The organism is Pseudomonas sp. B19(2017) (assembly GCF_002113165.1).
GTDB lineage: Bacteria > Pseudomonadota > Gammaproteobacteria > Pseudomonadales > Pseudomonadaceae > Aquipseudomonas.
This window is the reverse complement of sequence record NZ_NEJR01000004.1, coordinates 212,751-237,456: the sequence shown is the minus strand read 5'-3', so window position 1 is coordinate 237,456 and position 24,706 is coordinate 212,751. Positions and strand designations below refer to the sequence as shown.

20 protein-coding genes and 1 pseudogene are annotated in these 24,706 nt (G+C 63.0%); 17 read left to right on the top strand and 4 right to left on the bottom strand.

Annotation, left to right across the window (positions count from 1 at the left end; all coding sequences use genetic code 11):
* Window positions 1-224: 224 nt before the first annotated feature.
* Together CAF70_RS08760 and gltS are read left to right on the top strand one after the other, a co-directional pair.
* Window positions 225-1,733, top strand: coding sequence for a sigma-54-dependent transcriptional regulator (locus tag CAF70_RS08760; RefSeq protein ID WP_085624230.1), 1,509 nt, complete (start codon window positions 225-227; stop codon window positions 1,731-1,733).
* 308 nt (window positions 1,734-2,041) lie between these two features.
* Entirely contained in the window at window positions 2,042-3,238 is a 1,197-nt protein-coding gene (gene gltS, locus CAF70_RS08755) for a sodium/glutamate symporter (RefSeq protein ID WP_085624053.1), read from the top strand.
* 16 nt (window positions 3,239-3,254) lie between these two features.
* Here the strand turns inward: gltS and CAF70_RS08750 are convergent, their stop codons facing one another.
* Entirely contained in the window at window positions 3,255-4,157 is a 903-nt protein-coding gene (locus CAF70_RS08750; RefSeq protein WP_085624051.1) for a LysR family transcriptional regulator, read from the bottom strand.
* A gap of 118 nt (window positions 4,158-4,275) precedes the next feature.
* On the opposite strand from CAF70_RS08750, the gene CAF70_RS08745 reads away from it, so the two are divergent.
* The 10 genes and pseudogenes from CAF70_RS08745 (at window position 4,276) to CAF70_RS08700 (ending at window position 14,962) form a co-directional block, all read left to right on the top strand.
* The gene (locus tag CAF70_RS08745; protein ID WP_085624049.1) at window positions 4,276-4,698 is read left to right on the top strand and encodes an ester cyclase; all 423 of its coding nucleotides are present in this window, start codon (window positions 4,276-4,278) and stop codon (window positions 4,696-4,698) included.
* 3 nt (window positions 4,699-4,701) lie between these two features.
* Window positions 4,702-5,748 carry an SDR family oxidoreductase gene (locus tag CAF70_RS08740; protein WP_085624047.1) on the top strand — a complete coding sequence of 349 codons (1,047 nt, stop codon included), beginning with the start codon at window positions 4,702-4,704 and terminating at the stop codon, window positions 5,746-5,748.
* 4 nt (window positions 5,749-5,752) lie between these two features.
* Entirely contained in the window at window positions 5,753-6,325 is a 573-nt protein-coding gene (locus CAF70_RS08735) for a histidine phosphatase family protein (protein WP_085624045.1), read from the top strand.
* Window positions 6,326-6,478: 153 nt separating this feature from the next.
* A pseudogene (locus CAF70_RS08730) lies at window positions 6,479-7,544 on the top strand (TrkH family potassium uptake protein).
* Between the two features lie 340 nt (window positions 7,545-7,884).
* Complete coding sequence (gcvH, locus tag CAF70_RS08725; protein ID WP_085624043.1) at window positions 7,885-8,268, top strand: glycine cleavage system protein GcvH; 384 nt, start codon at window positions 7,885-7,887, stop codon at window positions 8,266-8,268.
* A gap of 11 nt (window positions 8,269-8,279) precedes the next feature.
* Window positions 8,280-11,135 carry an aminomethyl-transferring glycine dehydrogenase gene (gene gcvP / locus CAF70_RS08720; RefSeq protein WP_085624041.1) on the top strand — a complete coding sequence of 952 codons (2,856 nt, stop codon included), beginning with the start codon at window positions 8,280-8,282 and terminating at the stop codon, window positions 11,133-11,135.
* A 153-nt stretch (window positions 11,136-11,288) separates the two neighbouring features.
* Complete coding sequence (locus CAF70_RS08715) at window positions 11,289-12,665, top strand: L-serine ammonia-lyase (RefSeq protein ID WP_085624038.1); 1,377 nt, start codon at window positions 11,289-11,291, stop codon at window positions 12,663-12,665.
* 27 nt (window positions 12,666-12,692) lie between these two features.
* Entirely contained in the window at window positions 12,693-13,814 is a 1,122-nt protein-coding gene (gcvT, locus tag CAF70_RS08710; protein ID WP_085624036.1) for a glycine cleavage system aminomethyltransferase GcvT, read from the top strand.
* A gap of 355 nt (window positions 13,815-14,169) precedes the next feature.
* On the top strand, window positions 14,170-14,382 hold the full coding sequence (locus tag CAF70_RS08705; protein WP_003257941.1) for a cold-shock protein: 213 nt from the start codon (window positions 14,170-14,172) through the stop codon (window positions 14,380-14,382).
* Window positions 14,383-14,473: 91 nt separating this feature from the next.
* Window positions 14,474-14,962, top strand: coding sequence for an RDD family protein (locus CAF70_RS08700; RefSeq protein ID WP_085624034.1), 489 nt, complete (start codon window positions 14,474-14,476; stop codon window positions 14,960-14,962).
* A 176-nt stretch (window positions 14,963-15,138) separates the two neighbouring features.
* Here the strand turns inward: CAF70_RS08700 and lptG are convergent, their stop codons facing one another.
* A complete protein-coding gene (gene lptG, locus CAF70_RS08695; protein WP_085624032.1) occupies window positions 15,139-16,200 on the bottom strand; it encodes an LPS export ABC transporter permease LptG in 1,062 nt (353 codons plus the stop codon).
* Window positions 16,193-17,308 carry an LPS export ABC transporter permease LptF gene (gene lptF, locus CAF70_RS08690; RefSeq protein WP_085624030.1) on the bottom strand — a complete coding sequence of 372 codons (1,116 nt, stop codon included), beginning with the start codon at window positions 17,306-17,308 and terminating at the stop codon, window positions 16,193-16,195. The genes lptG and lptF overlap by 8 nt, the downstream gene beginning before the upstream one ends.
* Before the next feature lie 301 nt (window positions 17,309-17,609).
* Here lptF and CAF70_RS08680 point away from each other — a divergent pair, with 301 nt between their 5' ends.
* From CAF70_RS08680 to rlmF, 5 genes are all read left to right on the top strand, one after another.
* Complete coding sequence (locus CAF70_RS08680) at window positions 17,610-19,103, top strand: leucyl aminopeptidase (protein WP_085624026.1); 1,494 nt, start codon at window positions 17,610-17,612, stop codon at window positions 19,101-19,103.
* Between the two features lie 49 nt (window positions 19,104-19,152).
* The gene (locus CAF70_RS08675) at window positions 19,153-19,584 is read left to right on the top strand and encodes a DNA polymerase III subunit chi (RefSeq protein WP_085624228.1); all 432 of its coding nucleotides are present in this window, start codon (window positions 19,153-19,155) and stop codon (window positions 19,582-19,584) included.
* A gap of 5 nt (window positions 19,585-19,589) precedes the next feature.
* Window positions 19,590-19,955 (top strand): DNA polymerase III subunit chi, encoded by a 366-nt coding sequence (locus CAF70_RS08670; RefSeq protein WP_085624024.1) that lies wholly within the window; start codon window positions 19,590-19,592, stop codon window positions 19,953-19,955.
* Between the two features lie 209 nt (window positions 19,956-20,164).
* Complete coding sequence (locus CAF70_RS08665; protein ID WP_085624022.1) at window positions 20,165-23,011, top strand: valine--tRNA ligase; 2,847 nt, start codon at window positions 20,165-20,167, stop codon at window positions 23,009-23,011.
* Between the two features lie 117 nt (window positions 23,012-23,128).
* Entirely contained in the window at window positions 23,129-24,079 is a 951-nt protein-coding gene (gene rlmF, locus CAF70_RS08660) for a 23S rRNA (adenine(1618)-N(6))-methyltransferase RlmF (protein WP_085624020.1), read from the top strand.
* A 50-nt stretch (window positions 24,080-24,129) separates the two neighbouring features.
* Here rlmF and CAF70_RS08655 read toward each other — a convergent pair whose 3' ends face one another.
* Entirely contained in the window at window positions 24,130-24,411 is a 282-nt protein-coding gene (locus CAF70_RS08655; protein WP_085624018.1) for an HU family DNA-binding protein, read from the bottom strand.
* Window positions 24,412-24,706: the final 295 nt, after the last annotated feature.

Here is a 24,706-nt window from a genome sequence, read left to right as displayed (position 1 = left end):
CACGATGGCACGGGCTTCGCCCGTGTTCGCGGGCCCGCCCGCTCCCACAGGGATCGCGCCAACTTTTAGAAACTGAGCAAGACAGTTCCTCCCACCTTGATCGCATCGGCCTCAAGGCCTGTGCAGTGCCTGTGGGAGCTGGCTTGCCGGCGATGGGCCGCAAAGCGGCCCCGGCGATGTTGAGGCATACTACCGCCCTCCCCGGCCACCACTTCATCCTCCCCATGCGCATCCACGTCAGCTTCATCGACCGCGTCGGCATCACCCAGGAAGTCCTCGCCCTGCTCGGTGCCCGCAACCTCAACCTGGACGCCGTGGAGATGGTCCCGCCGAACGTCTATATCGACGCCCCCACACTCAGCCCCGCCGTGCTCGAAGAACTGCACGACGCGCTGTTCGAGGTGCATGGCGTGCAATCGGTGGACGTGGTCGACATCCTCCCCGGCCAACGTCGGCACCTGCAGCTCGATGCCCTGCTGGCGGCAATGAGCGACCCGGTGCTGGCCGTGGACAGTGCCGGCAAGGTGCTGCTGGCCAACCCGGCGCTGATCGAGCTGTGCGGCCGCGAATCGGCCGGGCGCTCGGTGGGTGAACTGTTCGGCGACCCGGGGCTGTTGCAGGCCCTGCTGGACAACAACTTCCACCTGCCCATGCGCGAAATGCAGCTCAACGGCCAGAGCCTGCTGCTGGACGCCACCCCCATCACCAACGCCGGCGGCCTGCTGACGCTGTACCCGCCGACGCGCATGGGCGAACGCTTGTCGGCCCTGCACCACGACCACGCCGAAGGCTTCGATGCCTTGCTCGGCGAGTCACCGGCCATCCGCACCCTCAAGGCCCGCGCCTTGCGCGTGGCGGCGCTCGATGCACCGCTGCTGGTGCATGGCGAAACCGGCACCGGCAAAGAGCTGGTAGCCCGCGCCTGCCACGCCGTCAGCAGCCGCCACGCAGCGCCATTCCTGGCCCTGAACTGCGCCGCGCTGCCCGAAAGCCTGGCCGAGAGCGAACTGTTCGGCTACGCCCCCGGCGCCTTCACCGGTGCGCAGCGGGGCGGCAAGCCCGGGCTGATGGAGCTGGCCAACCAGGGCACGGTGTTCCTCGATGAAATAGGCGAAATGTCGCCGTACCTGCAAGCCAAGCTGCTGCGCTTTCTCAGCGATGGCAGCTTCCGCCGGGTGGGTGGCGACCGCGAAGTGAAGGTGGATGTACGCATCATCAGTGCCACCCACCGCGACCTGGAGCGCATGGTCGCCGAAGGCAGCTTCCGTGAAGACCTGTTCTACCGCCTGAATGTGCTCAACCTGCAAGTGCCGCCGCTACGCGATCGTGGCCAGGACATCCTGATGCTGGCGCATTTCTTCATGCAGCAGGCTTGCACGCAGATCCAGCGCCCGCCCTGCCGGCTGACCCCCGCCACCCATTCGGCACTGCTGGCCAACCCTTGGCCGGGCAATGTGCGCCAGCTGCAGAACGTGATATTCCGCGCCGCAGCCATTTGCGAGGGCAACCTGGTGGATATCGGTGACCTGGATATCGCCGGCACCTCGGTGGCCCGTGGCCAGGACGGCGACGTGGCAAGCCTGGAACAGGCCGTGGGCGATTTCGAGCGCGAGCTGCTGCAACGCCTGTACGCCAGCTACCCCTCGACGCGGCAACTGGCCGGGCGCTTGCAGACCTCGCATACCGCCATTGCCCAACGCCTGCGCAAATATGGAATACCGGGTAAAACCTGATACCTGTCAGATCGCGTCAACGGGGCTGCTACGCAGCCCATCGCAGGCAAGCCAGCTCCCACAGGTATCGCACACGTCCTGAATTCTGCGCGATACCTGTGGGAGCTGGCTTGCCTGCGATGGGCCGCAAAGCGGACCCTGATAGTTATTGCAATAATCCGGTTGTTATTCAGGCTTTTCCTACGCCAGTGAAAGATACTCTCCCACGCATGCCTCGTAGAATGGTGACAGTGCAATCCTGCCTGTCACCCCGCTTACCCGCCCCAGAGCGGGAAGTGGTTCGCTACTGGATATAACGAGAGTACCTGATGTTTGAACTCGATTTTTACGGGACGCTTGTAGCCGCCTCTTTAGTATTGTTATTGGGGCGCGGCCTTGTTGCACGCATTGGCTTCTTGCGCACTTACAACATTCCGGAACCTGTCGCCGGCGGCCTTGTAGTAGCCTTGGCACTCTTGGCGTTGCGTAGTTTCGATGTCCATGTGAAATTCGATACCTCACTGCAAGCCCCTCTGATGCTGGCCTTCTTCGCCACCATCGGTTTGAGTGCAGACTTCGCCAGCCTGAAAAAAGGTGGCCGCGCGGTTACCGTATTCCTGCTGGTGGTAACCGGCTTGCTGCTGGTTCAGAACGCCATGGGCATCGGCCTGGCAACGGCACTGGGACTCGACCCGCTGATGGGCCTGCTGGCCGGGTCCATCACCTTGTCGGGAGGCCACGGCACAGGCGCTGCGTGGGGGGCCACGTTCACCGAGAAGTTTGGCCTGGCCTCGGCCTCCGAACTGGCAATGGCGTCCGCTACCTTCGGCCTGGTGCTGGGTGGCCTGATTGGCGGACCGGTCGCCCGGCTACTGATCAAACGGGTAAAAGCACCGGGCATCGAAGAAGCTGCACCGCAACTGCCCAAGGGTTTCGAACAACCGGAAAAAGAGCGCCTGATTACATCGTTTTCATTTATCGAAACACTGGCGCTGATCGCTGTCAGTTTGCTCGCGGGTTCGTTACTTGACGGTTTGTTGAAAGGCACTGCCTTTGAACTGCCAACCTTCGTTTGCGTGCTGTTCGTGGGTGTGGTTTTGCGAAACGGCCTTTCGGCATTCGGCTTTTATCATGTCTTCGAGCGGGAAGTCTCGGTATTGGGCAATGTGAGTTTGTCGTTATTCCTGGCCATTGCCTTGATGTCGCTCAAGTTGTGGGACCTTGCGGCGTTAGCGTTACCGTTCTTTGTGTTACTCGCCGCACAGACACTGGTCATGGCACTGTTTGCGATCTTTGTCACGTTCCGGGTCATGGGCCGCAACTATGATGCAGCGGTACTGGCTGCCGGACATTGTGGTTTCGGCCTGGGTGCAACGCCGACGGCAATCGCCAACATGCAAGCGGTGACCCAGCGCTACGGAGCCTCGCACATTGCCTTTCTGGTGGTACCGATGGTGGGAGCGTTCTTCATCGACATCATCAATGTCATCGTCATCAAGCTGTATCTGGCCTTGCCGTTCTTCTGAGTCAGACGCGGAACAGTCAGCCGGTAAGGTGCTCCGCCAGGTGCTGCCCGGGATCCGTTGACAGGGCCTGGTGCAGCAGTTTCTCCAGGATCGAGAAAAAGCACTTTATGTGGGGCTGCTTCAACGCCTGAGGCCGGGTCACCATGTAGACGTCCATATCTGGAAGGGGCAGGTCGACAAACAACTCGATCAAATCCTTGGCCAGGATCCGGGGAAGTACCGCGACCCCCATCCCGCGCCTCACTGATTCGAGCTGTGCGCTGAACGAGTTCACGCGGATCGGCGCACGTTCCAGCCCCCCTGCTTTTGCCGCACGTACTTGCGGCAACACGTCCAGCGGCGGAAGCAGGCCGATATTGACCGCCGTCGCAGGGGTAACCCCCGGAAACCGCTGCAGGTAACCAGCAGCGGCGAACACACCGTAGCCAAGCCGGCCTATCGGCCGATAAATCAGTGAAGGTTCCCCCAGGTGGGCCGTGCGTACGGCAATGTCCGCCACCCCCCGGACGATCTTGTGGAAGTCGGCGGTCACGGTCAGCTCCACCGAGCAACCCGGATGCAGTCCGGTGAAGCGATTGGCCGCCTCCAATATACAAGCCGAGAAGCCTTCCCCTGCGCTCACCTGAACCGTGCCCGAGAGTTCGCAGGGCAGCTCGGCTGCGCCGGCACGCGCCTGGCGCCGCAGGCCAGCTTCTGCGGCCAGGGCCACTTCGACCAGCGATTGGCCGCGCGAGGTCAGCCTGCATCCCTCTACGCCTCGCTCGACGAGCGGCTCGCCCAACGCGGCCTCAAGCTGGGTCAGGCGACGCGACACGGTCGAGGGTGCAATACCCAGCAACTCGCCAGCGCGAAGAAAGCTGCCACGCCGCGATACGGCCAGTAGAAGCCGAAGATCATCCCAGTTTTCCTGCAATGCCATATGTGCTGGCCTCTCCCTGGTTTGCAAATACGCAAAGCCATTATGCAGTAGGCGCTGTTTTTCGACAGCAAGCGCGGGCGTATACCTTGGGCCCCTCTGAACGAATGGAATGGATTGCATGATGACTAGCCCCAAGGACTATGCCCAACGAGCTGCCAACGCCTTTAACCAGCGTGATGTGCAAGGGCTACTGGCATTGGTCGACGAAGACTTCGTGTACCTGGATGGCATGACGACCCAAACCGGGCGCGAAGCCATGCGCGCGCGGGAGATGGCGCTGTTCAGCGCATTCCCTGACGCCCAGGTGGCCCTGACCCCATTCATGGTGTCGGACGATCGGCTGGCAATGACCGCCATCCTGACCGGCACCTTCACTGCGCCGCTGCTGCTGCCAGCAGGCGTGATCGTTCCGGCCCATGGGCGCCGGGTCTGCGTGCACTATGCGGCCCACTTCACCTTCAGGAACGGCCTGGCCATTCGCGAGGCGGTGTTTTTCGACAGTGCCATGTTGCGGCCATCTGCCGAACAACCCGAGGGTTGAGCCATGCGTAATGTATTCGTTACCGGAGCAACCGGCTTGCTGGGCAACAACCTGGTCCGTGAACTGGTCGCTCGTGGCTACACGGTCAAAGGGCTGGTGCGGTCAAGAGCAAAGGGGGAACAGCAGTTCGCTGATCTGCCCGAAGTGGAGCTGGTCGAAGGCGACATGGCCGATATCGACGCTTTCGCGGCATCGCTGCGCGGCTGCGACACGGTGTTCCATACTGCAGCGTTCTTTCGTGACAATTACAAAGGCGGCAGCCATTGGCAAGCACTCGAACAGATCAATGTGACCGGTACCCGCCACCTGTTGGAGCAGGCCTACAGGGCCGGCATCCGGCGGTTTATCCATACCTCCTCTATTGCAGTGCTCGACGGGGCACCCGGCACGTCGATCGATGAGACATGCCTGCGGGCCGAAGCAGATGCAGACGACTACTACCGCAGCAAGATCCTCGCCGACCGCGTCGTGGCTGAGTTTCTCGACGCCTGCCCCGACATGCACGCCTGCATGGTGCTCCCAGGCTGGATGTGGGGCCCTGGCGACACCGGCCCTACGTCGGCCGGGCAACTGGTAAACGATGTCGTGCGCGGCAAACTGCCCGGCTTGATCCCGGGTAGTTTCTCGGTGGTCGACGCCCGCGATGTAGCTTTGGCGCAGATTGCCGCAGCCACGCAAGGACGAAGCGGCGAACGCTATCTGGCTGCCGGTAGGCATATGACCATGGCTGAACTGGTACCGATAGTAGGCCGTCTGGCAGGCGTACAGACGCCTACACGGCATTTACCGTTACCGTTGTTATTCTGCCTGGCCGCAGTACAGGAAATGTATGCACGACTCACCGGAAAACCCATTCTGTTGAGCTTGGCCACGCTGCGCCTGCTGGTACGGGAAAAGGACCGCACGCGTTTCAACCATAGCAAAAGCGAACACGCGCTTGGCCTTAGCTTTCGGGCACTGGAGCTGACAATCGCCGACACAGTGGCGTGGTATCGTGACCACGGCTGGTTTGAACAACAGGGTGCGGCCACCAGGGCAAGGAAGTCGTGACACCATGACCACGGAAATAATCTTGATGCGCCACGGCCAGCCAGCACTGGCTACAAGCAACAAAGTATCAGCGCTGGGTATGAAGGACTGGATCGATGGCTACAACCGCGCCGAAATTACCGACCAGCCCGTCCCGGCCGCCAGCCTGCAGCTTGCCACAACGGCGAGGGTGATTGTGTCGAGCACAGCGCCACGTGCATTGAGCTCGCTGCAAGCGCTCGGTCTTGAGCCCAGCCACGTCGATGTGCTTTTTTGTGAAGCGCAGCTGCCGTATGGCCAATGGAAGTTGCCTCGGCTTTCACCGTTTACCTGGGCATTCATCCTTCGCGTCCTGTGGTTGTGTGGTTACTCGCGCAATGTCGAAACAGTCAGCGGTGCCAGGCTTCGCGCCAGCATGGCAGCACAACGGCTGTTATCACTCGCTAGTGAGGGGCCGGTACTGCTGCTAGGTCATGGGTTGATGAACCGGATGATTGCCAAGGAACTTATGGCAAAGGGCTGGACTCGCCGAAGCCGCAACGGCAGCCACTATTGGAACGCGGTTGTTCTTGCCAAGCGCATAGAGGACCCGGACTGAGTCGGGAAAGGTACAGGACGCAAAGGCACCACTGATAAACTGTCATACCGGCCTTACGATGCAACAGCCGGCTCATGACCTTTACGGCTTCTTTACTGGACAATGCCGTGGCGTTGTAAATACTGCCCGGCATAACCCACGTGAGCTTGTTCGATGCCTATCCCCGCGCGGCATTTCATTGCCTTCATCATCGGTGTCTTCCTGATTACATTGTCCCTCAGCATGGTCGTACCCATGGCCACGTTGATCCTGCACGACCGTAGCGACGATCTCGGGGCATTTCTCTGGTCGAGCCTGATCGCGCTGTGCGCGGGCCTGGCATTGGTAGCCCGTGGCGTACCTGAAGCGCCGCACGCTCGCGCTATGGATCGCCGGGATAACCCCGTTCGAAGCCATCAATCATTCGATGTCGCTGATCTCGACCGGTGGCTTCTCCACTTCCGATGCATCGCTCGGGCACTGGACACAGCCAGCAGTGCATTGGGTGGCAGTCGTCATCATGATTCTCGGCGGCCTGCCCTTCACCTTGTATGTGGCAACATTGCGCGGCCATCGCCGGGCGTTGATCAAGGATCAGCAGGTTCGCGGGTTCCTCGGCTTTCTGGCCTTCGTATCGATCACGGTAGGTAGCTGGCTCTGCTGGCACAGCGACTTGCCTTGGTGGGATGCTTTAAGGATCGTGGCGGTCAATGTCACCTCGGTGGTCACTACGACGGGGATTGCAGTCGGTGACTACACGCTGTGGGGCAGCTTTGCCGTTCTGTTGTTCTTCTATTTGACGTTTGTCGGGGGATGCTCAGGGTCAACATCCGGTGGCCTGAAGATCTTCCGCTTTCAGGTGGCCGCATCGTTGCTCGTCAGCAGCTTGAAGCAGTTGATCCACCCACGTGCAACGATCTCGAAAAAGTACAATGGCCATCCCATCGACGAAGACATCGTGCGTTCGCTGCTGACGTTCTCGTTCTTCTTCTTCATCACCATCGCGGTAATTGCCCTGCTGCTGTCCCTGATTGGGCTCGACTGGACCACTGCTTTGAGTGGTGCAGCCACTGCCGTATGCAACGTTGGACCCGGCTTGGGCAACCTGATCGGACCGGCCGGCAATTTTGCCTCGCTGCCCGATGCAGCGAAGTGGTTGCTTACGATCGGGATGTTACTGGGCCGGCTCGAAATCCTTACCGTGCTGGTACTCGTTGCCCCCGCTTTCTGGCGCTTCTAGGCAGAACGTTCACGCACCTGCAAGGCACATTATGGGCGACAGTTTCTGCCCCCGGCCAAAGGGCAGCCCGTCACCGTATCCATTTCATTACACTGTAATGAATTCGCTACAAACCACTTTGGCGAGGGCTGTACAAGGGTTTGATCGCCAAACTCTTTTCCCGTCGCCATAGCCTGTAGCGTTTTCATTCCGCAGTGATCATGGCAGGCAGGCACTAAAACACCTAACTGATTGATTTAAAACATTTTTATCCAATTGGCCGCATTTTTGCTAAGGGAATCCCAACCCCAAGAGCGCGGAGCCACCGCGCCCAACGCCCCTGCTTTTCCGAGGATTCCCCATGAGCGAGTTGCGTTTCACTGAAGATCACGAATGGCTGCGCGTCGAAGCCGATGGCAGCGTCACCGTGGGCATCACCGCCTACGCCCAGAACGCCCTTGGCGATGTGGTTTTCGTGCAACTGCCAGAGTTGCAGCAGTATGAGAAAGGCAGCGAAGCCTCCACCGTCGAGTCGGTCAAGGCCGCCAGCGGTGTGTACATGCCCCTGACTGGCGAAGTGGTGCAGATCAACGACCAGCTCGAAGACAGCCCGGAACTGGTCAACGAAGACCCGATGGGCGAAGGCTGGTTCTTCCGCTTCATGCCCGCCGATGCCAGCGCAGTGGCCGCCCTGCTCGACCAGGACGCCTACGACCGCCTGATCAAAGCCAACGACGACGCCTGAGGAACTCCACCATGACCATCAACCTCGGCACCGCCAACGAATTCATCGCCCGCCACATCGGCCCGCGCGCCGCCGACGAGCAGGCCATGCTGGCCGCTCTCGGCTTCGACTCGCTGGAAGCCATGACCGCCGCGGTCATTCCCGACAGCATCAAGGGCACCAGCGTACTCGGTTCGCACGACGGCCAGAGCGAAGCCGACGCGCTCGCCGCACTCAAGGCCATCGCCGGCAAGAACCAGCTGTTCAAGAGCTACATCGGCCAGGGCTACTACAACACCCACACGCCGGCGCCGATCCTGCGCAACCTGCTGGAAAACCCCGCCTGGTACACCGCCTATACCCCGTACCAGCCAGAAATTTCCCAAGGCCGCCTGGAAGCGCTGCTGAACTTCCAGACCCTGATCAGCGACCTGACCGGCCTGCCGATCGCCAACGCCTCGCTGCTCGACGAAGCCACCGCTGCCGCCGAGGCCATGACCTTCTGCAAACGCCTGTCGAAGAACAAGGCCAGTCATGCCTTCTTCGCCTCCGTGCATTGCCACCCGCAAACCCTCGACGTGCTGCGCACCCGTGCCGAGCCGCTGGGTATCGAGATCGTGGTCGGCGACGAGCGCGAGCTTGGCGATGTCAGCGCCTTCTTCGGCGCCCTGCTGCAGTACCCGGCCAGCAACGGTGAAGTGTTCGACTACCGCGAAGTGATCGAGCGCTTCCACGCCGCCAATGCCCTGGTCGCCGTTGCCGCCGACCTGCTGGCCCTGACCCTGCTGACCCCGCCGGGCGAGTTCGGCGCCGACGTGGCCATCGGCAGCGCCCAGCGCTTCGGCGTGCCACTGGGCTTCGGTGGCCCGCACGCGGCCTACTTCGCCACCCGTGACGCGTTCAAGCGCGACATGCCAGGCCGCCTGGTCGGCGTGTCGATCGACCGCTTCGGCAAGACCGCCCTGCGCCTGGCCATGCAGACCCGCGAGCAGCACATCCGCCGCGAAAAGGCCACCAGCAACATCTGCACCGCCCAGGTGCTGCTGGCCAATATCGCCAGCATGTTCGCCGTGTACCACGGCCCGGCCGGCCTCAAGCGCATCGCCGAACGTACCCATGCCCTGACCACGATCCTGGCCGCCGGCCTGAAGGCGCTGGGCGTGCAGGTAGTGGGCGCCAGCGCCTTCGACACCCTGACCCTGGCCACCGGCGGTGCCACCGCCAGCCTGCATGACAAGGCGCGCGCCCAAGGCATCAACCTGCGCCAGATCGACGCCGCCCACGTGGGCCTGTCGCTGGACGAAACCAGCAGCCAGGCCGACGTCGAGGCCCTGTGGCAACTGATCGGTGGCGACCAGGCCCAGCCAGACTTCAATGCCCTGGCCGCCAGCACCGGCTCACTGCTGCCTGCCGCCCTGCTGCGCCAGTCGGCCATCCTGCAGCACCCGGTGTTCAACCGCTACCACAGCGAAACCGAGCTGATGCGCTACCTGCGCCGCCTGGCCGACAAGGACCTGGCGCTGGACCGCAGCATGATCCCGCTGGGCTCTTGCACCATGAAGCTGAACGCCGCCAGCGAAATGATCCCGGTCACCTGGGCCGAGTTCGGCAACCTGCACCCGTTCGCCCCGGCCGAGCAGAGCCAGGGCTACTTGCAGATGACCACCGAGCTGGAAGCCATGCTCTGCGCCGCCACCGGCTACGACGCCGTATCGCTGCAGCCCAACGCTGGCTCCCAGGGCGAGTACGCAGGCCTCTTGGCCATCCGCGCCTACCACCGCAGCCGCGGCGAAGGCCACCGCGACATCTGCCTGATCCCGTCGTCGGCCCACGGCACCAACCCGGCCACCGCGCACATGGCCGGCATGCGTGTGGTGGTCACCGCCTGTGATGCCCGCGGCAACGTCGATGTCGAGGACCTGCGCGCCAAGGCCATCGAGCACCGCGAGCGCCTGGCCGCGATCATGATCACCTACCCGTCGACCCACGGCGTGTTCGAGGAAGCGATCGGCGAAATCTGCGCGATCATCCACGACAACGGTGGCCAGGTGTACATCGACGGCGCCAACATGAACGCCATGGTCGGCCTGTGCGCCCCGGGCAAGTTCGGCGGCGACGTTTCCCACCTGAACCTGCACAAGACCTTCTGCATCCCGCACGGCGGTGGCGGCCCGGGCGTCGGCCCGATCGGCGTCAAGTCGCACCTGGCACCGTTCCTGCCCGGCCACGCACAGCTGGAAAACACCGAGGGCGCGGTATGCGCCGCGCCGTTCGGCAGCGCCAGCATCCTGCCTATCACCTGGATGTACATCCGCATGATGGGCGGTGCCGGCCTCAAGCGTGCTTCGCAAATGGCGATCCTCAACGCCAACTACATCGCCCGTCGCCTGGAAGAGCACTATCCTGTTCTGTATACCGGCGGCAATGGCCTGGTGGCCCATGAGTGCATCCTCGACCTGCGCCCGCTGAAGGACACCAGCGGCATCAGCGTCGACGACGTGGCCAAGCGCCTGATCGACTTCGGCTTCCACGCCCCGACCATGTCCTTCCCGGTGGCTGGCACGCTGATGATCGAACCGACCGAAAGCGAGTCCAAGGAAGAACTGGACCGTTTCTGCGACGCGATGATCCAGATCCGCGAAGAAATCCGCGCGGTCGAGAACGGTAGCCTGGACAAGGACGACAACCCGCTGAAGAACGCCCCGCACACCGCGGCCGAGCTGGTTGGCGAATGGGCCCATGGCTACAGCCGCGAGCAGGCGGTATACCCGCTGCCGAGCCTGGTGGAAGGCAAGTACTGGCCACCGGTCGGCCGGGTCGACAACGTGTTCGGCGACCGCAACCTGGTGTGCGCCTGCCCGTCGATCGAGAGCTATCAGGACGCCTGATAGCCCTCGGGCCCGCTACCTGACTTGAGGTGTGGACCTCTGTGAGAGCGGGCGTGCCCGCGAATGCGCTGGTGGCTTCACCGACGCATTCGCGGGCACGCCCGCTCCCACAGGGTTCACCGTCCGCCCAACATTCCTGGCTGGAGGTTTCCCATGTCATTGAGCGTCTTCGACCTGTTCAAGATCGGCATCGGCCCCTCCAGTTCCCACACGGTCGGCCCGATGCGCGCCGCTGCGCGTTTCGCCGAAGGGTTGCGCCGTGATGGCCTGCTTGCCCGCACCGCCAGCGTCAAGGCTGAGCTGTATGGCTCGCTCGGCGCCACCGGCAAAGGCCACGGCAGCGACAAGGCCGTGCTGCTGGGCCTCGAAGGTGAACACCCCGATATCATCGATACCGACACCATCCCTGCCCGCCTGCAGGCCATCCGCGACAGCAGTCGGCTGAACCTGCTCGGCGAGCACAGCATCGCCTTCATCGAAAAGCAGCACCTGGCGATGATCCGCAAGCCGCTGGATTACCACCCCAACGGCATGATCTTCCGCGCCTTCGACGAGGCCGGCCTGCAAATCCGCAGCCGCGAGTACTACTCGGTGGGCGGCGGTTTCGTGGTCGACCAGGACGCCGCCGGCCACGACCGCATCGTCGAGGACAGCACACCACTGACCTACCCGTTCAAGACCGCCAAGGAACTGCTCGGCCACTGCACGACACAGAACCTGTCGGTGAGCCAGGTGATGCTGGCGAACGAGGCCGCCTGGCGCCCGGAAGCGCAAACCCGCGCCGGGCTGCTGCGCATCTGGCAGGTAATGCAGGATTGCGTCGAAGCCGGTTGCCGGCATGAAGGCATTCTGCCGGGCGGGCTCAAGGTCAAGCGCCGGGCGCCGGCGTTGTACCGTCAGCTGAGCCGCCACCCGGAGGCCAGCCTGCGCGATGCCCTGTCGGTGCTCGACTGGGTCAACCTCTACGCCCTGGCGGTAAACGAGGAAAACGCCTATGGCGGACGTGTGGTCACCGCACCTACCAACGGCGCAGCGGGCATCGTCCCGGCAGTGCTGCACTACTACATGCGCTTCGTACCGGGTGCCAACGAGGACGGGGTGGTGAGGTTCCTGCTCACCGCCGCGGCCATCGGAATCCTGTACAAGGAAAACGCCTCCATCTCCGGCGCCGAAGTGGGCTGCCAGGGCGAGGTCGGCGTGGCCTGCTCGATGGCCGCCGGGGCGCTGTGCGAGGTGATGGGCGGCAGCGTGCAACAGGTGGAAAACGCTGCCGAAATCGGCATGGAACACAACCTGGGCCTGACCTGCGACCCGATCGGCGGGCTGGTCCAGGTGCCTTGCATCGAGCGCAACGCCATGGGCTCGGTAAAGGCGATCAACGCGGTGCGCATGGCCTTGCGCGGCGACGGGCAGCACTACGTGTCGCTCGACAAGGTGATCCGCACCATGCGCCAGACCGGCGCCGACATGAAAAGCAAATACAAAGAGACCGCCCGTGGCGGCCTGGCCGTCAACATCATCGAATGTTGACCCGACAACAACAGCAAGGAGTCACCGATGTCCGAAACACTGCTCAAGACCCCACTGCACGCCCTGCACCTGGAACTGGGTGCGCGCATGGTGCCGTTCGCCGGCTATGACATGCCCGTGCAGTACCCGCTGGGCGTGCTCAAGGAACACCTGCACACCCGCGAGCAGGCCGGCCTGTTCGATGTCTCGCACATGGGCCAGATCACCTTGCGCGGCAGCGATGCCGCCAAAGCCCTGGAAAGCCTGGTGCCGGTGGATATCATCGACCTGCCGGTGGGCATGCAGCGCTATGCCATGTTCACCAATGAGCAAGGTGGCATCCTCGACGACCTGATGGTCGCCAACCTGGGCGACGACACGCTGTTCCTGGTGGTCAACGCCGCCTGCAAGGACCAGGACCTGGCCCACCTGCAAGCGCACATCGGCAACCTTTGCGAGATTCAGCCACTGTTCGAGCAACGTGCCCTGCTCGCCCTGCAAGGCCCGGCAGCGGTCAAGGTACTGGAGCGCCTGGCCCCGGAAGTGGCCCACATGACCTTCATGCAGTTCCGCCGGGTGAAACTGCTGGGTGAAGACTGCTTCGTCAGCCGCTCGGGCTACACCGGCGAAGACGGCTACGAAATTTCGGTACCGGCACAGGCTGCCGAAGCGCTCGCCCGCCGCCTGCTGGCCGAGCCCGAAGTACAGCCGATCGGCCTGGGTGCGCGCGACTCGCTGCGCCTGGAAGCCGGCCTGTGCCTGTATGGCCATGACATGAACACCGAGACCACGCCGGTCGAAGCCAGCCTGCTGTGGGCCATTTCCAAGGTGCGCCGTGCCGATGGCACACGTGCCGCCGGTTTCCCGGGCGCCGAAGCCATCTTTGCCCAGCAGCGCAATGGCGTGGGGCGCAAACGTGTGGGCCTGTTGCCGCAGGAGCGTACGCCAGTGCGTGAAGGCGCGGATATTGTCGATGCAAACGATAAACCCGTAGGCAAAGTGTGCAGCGGCGGTTTTGGCCCGACACTCGGTGCACCTGTAGCAATGGGTTATATCGATAGTGAACATGCTGCAATCGACACCCCACTGTTCGCCGTGGTGCGAGGCAAGAAGGTTGCCTTGAAAGTCAGCAAAATGCCTTTCGTGGCACAACGTTACTACCGGGGCTGAAGCCGCTTTGTGAAGGTTGCGGGCAGGTTCGACATATTCGATTTCGAACCTGCCCAATAACTTTTGAACATGGCGCCAGGCCAGGCGCCATGCCGTTTCCGACAATTTTGTCGGTTACCGGCAAACGGCTGGTTTTCCATACGACCAAGGGCTTGTTTTTCGCTCGGGAGTTGGCGTAGAGTCACTGCACTGTGTTTGCATGGGTCGCAACAGTTCGTGACCTGGGCCAGTAGCCGCAATCTGCTACAACCCGTTTGACGTCTCTTACTTTCCTGCAACCCAGCCCAGTAATCTTTTGCATGTTTATTGCAAAAGAAACTGTCATCAAAATTCAAGCTTCATAGGAAATAAGACAATGGCTGAGCGTCAGAACGGTACCGTCAAGTGGTTCAATGACGAAAAAGGTTACGGCTTCATCACTCCAGAAAGCGGTCCGGATCTGTTCGTGCACTTCCGCGCTATCGAAGGTAACGGCTTCAAGAGCCTGAAAGAAGGCCAGAAGGTCACCTTCGAAGCAGTCCAGGGCCAGAAAGGCATGCAGGCTGACAAAGTTCAGGTCGCCGGCTGAGCCGAACCCGACTTCGAGAAAAGCCCCTGCCAAGTGCAGGGGCTTTTTTTTGCCCGTAGAATAGCGGCTTCGTCTTCTGGAGCCGTTCTGCATGTCCAAGCCTCTGCTCACACCCCAGGGTGATTTTCCGCCGGTCGGCCTGGGCCGGCGCCTGGCGGCGATGTTCTACGATTTCCTGCTGTGCACGGCGCTGCTTATCGTGACCGCCGGTGCCTACAAGATGATCCAGATGGCGATCATCGGCGAAGCTCGCATGCGTGAGCTGACCGAAGCTGGCGCGCTGGACGGCGACCCGCTGCTGTCGACGGTGCTTCTGTTCGCCTTGTTCGGCTTCTTTGCCAAGTTCTGGACCCACGGCGGGCAGACCCTGGGCATGCAGGTGTGGGGCGTGCGGGTACAGAACGCAGACGGCACGGCTATCAGCCTGTGGCAGGCACTGTTGCGCTTTGTGGTGTCGATCGCGTCGTGGCTGTGCCTGGGGCTGGGGTTCCTCTGGGTGCTGATCGACAAGCGCAAACGCGGCTGGCATGACATTTATTCGGAAAGCCAACTGGTGCGGGTGCCGAAGCAGAAGAAATGAGCTGAGACCTGTATTGCCTGCTCCCCCCTCTTCGCGGGCTCGCCCGCTCCCACAGGAACCTCACAAGCCTGGGGACCTGTGATGAACCTGTGGGAGCGGGCAAGCCCGCGAAGAAGCCAACACAGATGCCAGCAAAAAGCCGACCCTGAGGTCGGCTTTTTTTGCAGCTCAGGCCATCAACCGGCCCGGCGCAACAACCACACACCGGCCAGCGCACAGATGCCTGCCGGAATCACCACCGCCAACAGCGGCGGGAAGCCGAACACCTGGCTCGACGGCCCCAGCAGGTCCTGGGCGATGCGGAACACGAAGCCCACCAGCACACCGGTGAATACGCGCTGGCCCAGGGTCACCGAACGCAGCGGGCCGAAGATGAAGGAAATCGCCATCAGCACCAGCGCCGCGGTCACCATCGGCTGCAACACCTTGGTCCAGAACGCCAGCCAGTAACGGGCATTGTTCAGCCCCTGGTCTGACAGGTAGTGGATGTAGTCCCACAGCCCGGTGATGGACAGCGACTCCGGCGCCAGGATCACGGTATTGAGCAGTTGCGGCGTGAGCGAAACATCCCAGCGCTCTTGCGGCGTGTTCACCACTTCGGTGTGGTCGCCACGGAAGAAGGTGGTGCGCACGTCGGCGAGCAGCCAATGGTCATCCTGGTACTGCGCCCGGCGGGCAAAGCTCGAGGTGACGATCTTGCGCTCGCTGTCGAAGCGGTAGCGGGTCACCCCCAGCAGCAGGCCGTTGGGCTGCACGGCGTTGATGTGCACGAACTCCTCGCCCTGGCGGTGCCACATGCCACGCTTGGAGCTTTGCGCATCACCACCTCCCTGTGCCAGGGAACGGTCGGCCTGGGCCTTGTTCTCGGTCACCGGTGCCACGTATTCACCGATCAGCAGGCCGACCAGCATCAGCACCAGCATCGGCTTCATCACCGCCCAGACGATGCGGCCGATGGACACCCCGGCGGCGCGCATGATGGTCAGTTCGCTGCTGCTGGCCAGGCTGCCCAGGCCGATCAGGCAACCGATCAGGGCGGCCATCGGCAGCATTTCGTACAGGCGCCGTGGGGCGGTGAGCAAAACGAAGTTGCCCGCCTCCATCACCGTGTAGGTATCGCTGAGGTCGCTCATTTCATCAATGAAGGCGAACAGCGAGGCCAGGCCAAGGATGATCCCCAGTACGGCGAGAATGGCCAGCAGCACGCTCTGGCCGATGTAACGGTCGAGCTTACCCATGGGCCACCTCCGCACGACGGGCGGCGCGCTTGAGGCGCAGCGGTTCCCAGTACATCAGGCCCAGGCCGATCAGCAGGAACAGGCCGTGGACCCACCACATGCCCAGGGCGATCGGCAGTTTGCCCTTCTCGAGGGCGCCACGTACGGAAATCAGCATTGTCAGGTAGGCCATGTACAGAAGAATTGCCGGCAGCAGCTTGAGGAAGCGGCCCTGGCGCGGGTTGACCCGCGACAGCGGCACCGCCAGCAGGGTGACGACGAACACCAGGATCGGCAGCGACAGCCGCCATTGCAGCTCGGCGCGCTCACGCAGGCCCTTCTTGCCGATCAGCTCGGAGGTGGGGACGGCCTCGCGTTCGGTCACTTCCTCGCTGACCTCCGGCTTGGGCAGCAGCACGCCGTAAGTGTCGTACTTGATGGCGCGGTAGTCGGCCTGGCCCGGGTTGCCGTCGTAACGGTAGCCGTTTTCCAGTACCAGGTAGCGGTTGCCGTCGGCCTGAATTTCCTGGTGGCCTTTTTCAGCAACCAGCACCGACGGCGCACGGTCCTTGGTCTTGTCCTGGTTGAAGCGTTTCTCGGAGATGAACACGCCGGCCAGGTTGATGCGGTCGTCCGACAGCTCTTCGGTGTACGTCACCCGCGAACCGTCGCGCAGGGTCTGGAAGCGGCCTGGCACCAGGGTGTCGAACTCGGTCAGGGCATCCTGCTGGCTGATGATCTGCTGCACCTGGGCCACGCCCAGCGGCGCCAGGCTGAGGCTCAGCCAGGCCACCAGCAGGGCGACCAGCGCAGCCGGGGCCATGGTCAGGCCCAGCAGGCGTTGCTGGCTCATGCCGGTGGCCGACAGCACGGTCATCTCGCTTTCCAGGTACAGGCGCCCGTACGCCAGCAGAATGCCGAGGAACAGCCCCAGAGGCAGAATCAGCTGCAGGAAGCCCGGCAGGCGGAAGCCCATGATCAGGAACAGCACGCTCGGGTCGAGCACGCCCTGGGCAGCCTGGGCCAGGTACTTGATGAAGCGCCCACTCATGATGATCACCAGCAGCACGGCGCTGACGGCGCTCAAGGTCACCAGGACCTCGCGGGACAGATAACGAAAGACGATCAAACCAGACACTCCTGGGTTGTCAGGGCGGACTGCCAATCAGTGGCGCCAGACAATGACTTAGTACAGCCAAGACCAATGCCGGTTCGCCAAAGGCGAACCTCCATGTAAAGTGCGCGCATTATCCTGTGATTGACCGCCCCTGTCACTTCGCCGCGCATGAAGGCGCATAACGGGGTTGTCAGCACGCTTGCCGCAGGCTCAAACTGGCAGCTTTTCCGCCGGCGCGCGACGACGCGGCCAGGCCCGCCCAGAGCGCTGGAAGACACAGCGCCGACTGTATCGATCATTCGGGGATCCTGACATGGAACTGGTTGTAAAAAGCGTAGCTGCTGCATCCGTAAAAACCGCCACCCTGGTCCTCCCGGTAGGTGAAAACCGCAAGCTCGGCGCCGTGGCCAAGGCCGTGGACCAGGCCAGCGAAGGCGCCATCAGTGCCGTGCTCAAGCGTGGCGACCTGGCCGGCAAGCCGGGCCAGACCCTGCTGCTGCAGAGCCTCCCGGGCCTGAAGGCCGAGCGCGTATTGCTGGTGGGCAGCGGCAAGGACGAAGCCCTTGGCGACCGCGCCTGGCGCAAACTGGTTGCCAGCGTCGCCGGTGTGCTCAAGGGCCTGAACGGCGCTGATGCCGTGCTGGCACTGGACGACATCGCAGTCAGCAACCGCGACGCCCACTACGGCAAGTACCGCCTGCTGGCCGAAACCCTGCTCGATGGCGATTACGTGTTCGACCGCTTCAAGAGCCAGAAGGCCGAACCACGTACCCTGAAAAAGGTCACCCTGCTGGCCGACAAGGCCGGCCAGGCCGAGGTCGAACGTGCGCTCAAACACGCCAGCGCCATCGCCACCGGCATGGCCTTCACCCGCGACCTCGGCAACCTGCCGCCCAACCTGTGCCACCCAAGCTTCCTGGCCGAACAGGCCAAGGACCTGGGCAAGGCGCACAAGGCGCTGAAGGTCGAAGTACTGGACGAGAAGAAGATCAAGGACCTGGGCATGGGCGCGTTCTACGCCGTCGGCCAAGGCAGCGACCAGCCACCACGCCTGATCGTGCTCAACTACCAGGGCGGCAAGAAGACCGAGAAGCCGTTCGTGCTGGTGGGCAAGGGCATTACCTTCGACACCGGCGGCATCAGCCTCAAGCCTGGTGCCGGCATGGACGAAATGAAATACGACATGTGCGGTGCCGCCAGCGTGCTCGGCACCCTGCGTGCGGTGCTCGAACTGCAGTTGCCGGTCAACCTCGTGTGCCTGCTGGCCTGCGCCGAGAACATGCCAAGTGGCGGCGCCACCCGCCCGGGTGACATCGTCACCACCATGAGCGGGCAGACCGTGGAAATCCTCAACACCGACGCCGAAGGCCGCCTGGTGCTGTGCGACACCCTGACCTACGCCGAGCGTTTCAAGCCGCAGGCAGTCATCGACATCGCCACCCTGACCGGTGCCTGCATCGTCGCCCTGGGCAGCCACACCACCGGCCTGATGGGCAACAACGACGACCTGGTCGGCCAGTTGCTCGACGCTGGCAAGCGCGCCGACGACCGTGCCTGGCAGCTGCCGCTGTTCGATGAGTACCAGGAACAACTGGACAGCCCGTTCGCCGACATGGGCAACATTGGTGGGCCGAAGGCCGGCACCATCACCGCCGGCTGCTTCCTGTCGCGCTTTGCCAAGGCCTACGACTGGGCGCACATGGACATCGCCGGCACCGCCTGGGTCAGTGGTGGCAAGGACAAGGGCGCCACTGGCCGCCCTGTGCCCCTGCTGACCCAGTACCTGCTGGACCGCGCTGGCGCCTGACGCCGTGAAGCCGGTGGCGCCCCGCACGCCACCGGCCGGCGATACCACCATGAGCAAAGTCGATTTCTACATCCTGCCCACCGACTCGCTGTCGGCGCGGCTCGATTTCGCCTGCAAGCTGTGCGAAAAGGCCTGGCGCCTCGGCCACCGGGTCTACCTGCATTGCCAGGACGCCGAGCAGCGCGATGAGCTGGACCAACGCCTGTGGCGCTTCAAGGGCGAGGCCTTCGTGCCCCACGACCTCGCGGAGGTGCATGCCGACGCCAGCGTGGCACTGGGCCTGGCGGCCGACAGTGCAGGCAATCACCACGACCTGCTGATCAACCTGGGCGCCGGCGTACCGGGCTTTGTCGGCCAGTTCGAGCGGGTGGCCGAAATCGTCGTTGAGGAGCCTGGCATCCGCCAATCGGCCCGTGACCGATTCCGTTTCTACCGTGAACAGGGCTATGCTCTGCAAGACCACCGCTTACAGCGACTTTGACGACGATGGACAAGCCCTCCCCCCTGCCCGACTCCACCCATCTGCTCGATGACCTCGAGTCGATCCGCCAGCTGCTTGGCGACGCCGACCTGCAACCACCGCTGCTGACCGAGACGGTGGAGCAGATCCCGTTGCTGCTGGAAGAAGCGCCCGGCAACCCTGTGCCTGTGGCCGAACCGGTTGAGCCCGAGCCCGAAGACGACCCGCAGACCCGCCGCCAGGACACCCTGCTGCACCTGGAAAGCGAGCTGCGCGCGGCAGCGCAGATGATCATGCAGGACGTTATCAACGACTTTACCCCGCACATCGAGAACGAGATCAAGCGCCGGCTGGATGCGCGGATCGAGCGGTTGATCAAGCGTTCCGAGTAATACCGGGTATCAGCGGCGCCTGCTTCGCGGCACGCCCGCTCCCACAGGTTCGGTGCAAGCTTCGAGACTTGCACCGTACCTGTGGGAGCGGGCGTGCCCGCGAAGCAGGCGCCACGGCTCCGTCAGTTGTCAGCAGCTTGTCGCCTGCGGCCCCCAGCTTGGTTATACTTCCCGGCTTTCCCGAATAAATGCACAGGGTCCCGCCGCGCATGGATAAGACCTACCAGCCGCACGCCATCGAAACTTCCTGGTACAACACCTGGGAGTCCGAGAACTATTTCGCCCCACAAGGTGCAGGCGAGTCCTACACCATCATGATCCCGCCGCCTAACGTGACCGGCAGCCTGCACATGGGTCACGGGTTCAACAACGCGATCATGGACGCCCTGATCCGTTTCCGCCGCATGCAAGGCCGCGACACCCTGTGGCAGCCAGGTACCGACCACGCCGGCATCGCCACCCAGATGCTGGTCGAGCGCCAGCTCGAGGCCAAAGGCCAGAATCGCCACGACCTGGGCCGCGAAAAGTTTCTGGAAAAGGTCTGGGAATGGAAGGACCAGTCCGGCGGCAACATCAGCCGTCAGATCCGTCGCCTGGGCTCGTCGGTCGACTGGAGCCGCGAGCGCTTCACCATGGACGACGGCCTGTCCGAAGCGGTCAAGGAAGCCTTCGTGCGCCTGCACGAAGACGGCCTGATCTACCGCGGCAAGCGCCTGGTCAACTGGGACACCAAGCTGCACACGGCCATCTCCGACCTCGAAGTGGAAAACCACGACGAGAAGGGCCACCTGTGGAACCTGCGCTACCCGCTGGCCGACGGCGCGAAAACCGCCGAAGGCAAGGACTACCTGGTAGTCGCCACCACCCGTCCGGAAACCCTGCTGGGCGACGCTGCCGTGGCGGTCAACCCGAATGACGAGCGCTACCAGGCACTGATCGGCAAGTTCGTCGTATTGCCGCTGGTCGGCCGTCGCATCCCGATCATCGCCGACGACTACTGCGACCCCGAGTTCGGTACCGGCTGCGTGAAGATCACCCCGGCCCACGACTTCAACGACTACGAAGTCGGCAAGCGCCACAACCTGCCGCTGCTGAACATCTTCGACAAGAACGCCTTCGTGCTGGCCAGCGCCCAGGCTTTCAACCTCGACGGCAGCGTCAACGAGCAGGTCGACACCCGGTTGCCGGCCCAGTACGCCAACCTCGACCGCTTCGTCGCGCGCAAGCAGATCGTCGCCGACCTGGACGCCCAGGGCCTGCTGGTGAGCATCGACGACCACGCCCTGAAAGTGCCGAAAGGCGACCGTTCGGGTACCGTCATCGAGCCGTGGCTGACCGACCAGTGGTACGTTTCCACCAAGCCGCTGGCAGAACCTGCCATCGCCGCCGTGGAAGATGGCCGCATCCAGTTCGTGCCCAAACAGTACGAGAACATGTACTTCTCGTGGATGCGTGACATCCAGGACTGGTGCATCAGCCGCCAGCTGTGGTGGGGCCACCGCATCCCGGCTTGGTACGACGAGGCCGGCCAGGTCTATGTCGGCCGCAACGAGGAAGAGGTGCGCGCCAAGCATAACCTGGGCGCCGACGTGGTCCTGCGCCAGGACGACGACGTCCTCGACACCTGGTTCAGTTCGGGCCTGTGGACCTTCTCCACCCTGGGCTGGCCGGAGCAGACCGAGTTCCTCAAGAAGTTCCACTCCACTGACGTGCTGGTGACCGGCTTCGACATCATCTTCTTCTGGGTTGCGCGCATGATCATGCTGACCATGCACCTGATCAAGAACGAGGATGGCACCCCGCAGGTACCGTTCAAGACTGTGTACGTGCACGGCCTGGTCCGTGACGGCCAGGGCCAGAAGATGTCCAAGTCCAAGGGCAACGTACTGGACCCGCTGGACATCGTAGACGGCATCACCCTCGACGCCCTGCTGGAAAAACGCACCAGCGGCATGATGCAGCCCAAGCTGGCCGAAAAAATCGCCAAGCAGACCAAGGCCGAGTTCCCCGAAGGTATCGCCAGCTACGGCACCGACGCCCTGCGCTTCACCTTCTGCTCGCTGGCCTCCACCGGCCGTGACATCAAGTTCGACATGGGTCGCGTAGAAGGCTACCGCAACTTCTGCAACAAGATCTGGAACGCCGCCCGCTACGTGCTGGACAAGGGCGAGGACTGCGGCCAGAACGGCGAAGCCGTCGAGCTGTCGCTGGCCGACCGCTGGATCATCTCGCAGTTGCAGCGCACCGAAGCCGAAGTGACCCGCCAGCTGGAGCAGTTCCGCTTCGACCTGGCCAGCCAGGCACTGTACGAGTTCATCTGGAACCAGTACTGCGACTGGTACCTGGAGCTGTCCAAGCCGGTGCTGTGGGACGAGAACGCCCCTGTCGAGCGCGCCCGTGGCACCCGCCGCACCCTGGTGCGCGTGCTGGAAGTGGCGCTGCGCCTGGCGCACCCGTTCATGCCGTTCATCACCGAAGAAATCTGGCAGCGCATCGCGCCGCTGGCCGGCATCCACGGCAAGACCATCATGCTGCAGCCGTGGCCGGTTGCAAATGAAAGCCGCATCGACGCCGCCGCCGAAGGTGACATCGAGTGGCTCAAGGAGCTGATGGTCGGCCTGCGCAACATTCGCGCCGAGATGAACATCGGCCCGGGCAAGCCGCTGCCGCTGTTCCTGAAGAACGCCAACGCCGACGACCAGCGTCGCCTGCAGGAAAACGAAGCCCTGCTGAAGAAGCTGGCCAAGGTCGAATCGTTCACCGTACTGGGCGATGCCGACGAAGCGCCGCTGTCGGCCACCGCCCTGGTCGGTGACCTGCAAGTGCTGGTGCCGATGGCCGGCCTGATCGACAAGGATGCCGAGCTGGCGCGCCTGAACAAGGAAATCCAGCGCCTGCAAGGTGAAGTGGCGCGCGTGGGCGGCAAGCTGTCCAACGCCGCCTTCGTCGACAAGGCACCGCCTGCAGTGATCGAGAAGGAACGCGCCAAGCTGGCCGAGTCCGAACAGGCCCTGGCCAACTTCACCGAGCAGCATGCGCGGATTGCAGCGCTGTAACCAAAAGTGAAGCCATAGCGGGCTGCTTCGCAGCCCATCGCCGGCAAGCCAGCTCCCACAGGAAAGCGCTGTACCTGTGGGAGCTGGCTTGCCGGCGATGCTTTTCAGGACCCCATCATGACCGACAAACCCACCCTGCACCCGCGCAACCGCCACCAGGGCCGCTACGACTTCCCCAGCCTGATCAAGGCCCACCCTGACCTGGCGCGCTTCACCATCACCAACCCCCACGGCAAACCCAGCATCGACTTTGCCAACCCTGAGGCCGTGCGGGTGTTCAACCGTGCCCTGCTCAAGGCCCAGTACGGCATCCAGCACTGGGATATCCCCGCCGACTACCTATGCCCGCCGATTCCCGGCCGCGCCGACTACATCCACGTCGCCGCCGACCTGCTGGCCGACGACAATGCCGGCGAGGTTCCCAAGGGCGCCCAGGTGCGCGCACTGGACATCGGCGTGGGCGCCAACTGCATCTACCCGTTGCTGGGGTACACCGACTACCGCTGGCGCTTCCTCGGTTCGGACATCGACCCCGTGGCCCTGGCATCGGCCAAGGCCATCGTCCAGGCCAATGGCCTGGGCAAGGCCATCAGCCTGCGCCAGCAGGCCAACCGTGCGCACATCCTCAGCGGCCTGCTGCAGGAAGACGAACGCTTCGACCTGACCTTGTGCAACCCGCCCTTCCATGCCTCACGCGACGAAGCCACCCGTGGCAGCCAGCGCAAGTGGAAGAACCTGGGCAAGCAGGACCCCAAGCGCAAGCTGCCGGTGCTCAACTTCGGCGGTCAGAACAATGAACTGTGGTGCGAAGGCGGCGAGATCCGCTTTGTCACCCAACTGGTCAGCGAAAGCGTGCAGTACGCCGAGCAGGTCCTGTGGTTCACCAGCCTGGTGTCCAAGGCCAGCAACCTGCCGGGGATCGAGGCCGCGCTAAAGAAAGCGGGCGCCAAGGCCGTGCGCACCCGTGAAATGGGCCAGGGGCAGAAGCAAAGCCGCATGGTCGCCTGGAGCTACCACGACGACGCCGCGCGCCAGGCCTGGCACGCCGGGCGTAAAACCCAGGCATGAAAAAACCGCGCCCGGGCAAGCCGGGCGCGGTTTCGTCAAAGCTTCAACAATTACTTGTTGATGGCGTCGGTCAGCACTTTGGCTGGCACGAACTTGACGACTTTCTTGGCAGCGATTTCGATGGCAGCGCCAGTCGAAGGGTTGCGGCCGGTACGGGCAGGACGCTCGGTGACTTTCAGCTTGCCGATGCCTGGCAGAGTGATTTCAGCGCCGTTTTCCAGCTGGTCGGCGACGATCTGGGCCAGTTGCTCCAGAGCGTTCTTGGCGGTGGCTTTTGGCGCGGCGATCGATTCGGCGATGTCGGCAATCAGTTGGTCTTTGGTCAATGCCATGGTGGTGTTCCTTCCCTATCAAATTCGATGGTTATGCAGCGGACTACGACGTTATCGGGCCAGCCCCTGAAAGTGGAGGGCCGCGCCAATCGCGTATGTAGATACGCAAATCGACGTTTGGTTCGACACGACGACAGCACGCTGCCAGCAATGCGCCACACAAGGGGCGCAAGACCGCGCAAAGCTACCACAGGAGCGGATAAATATCCGCTGCGCACTTCGATTTAATGCAGGTTTTTCGGGGGTTTTAGCCGAAAACGCACAAATCTGAACAAAAAACGAACAACCGGCATTT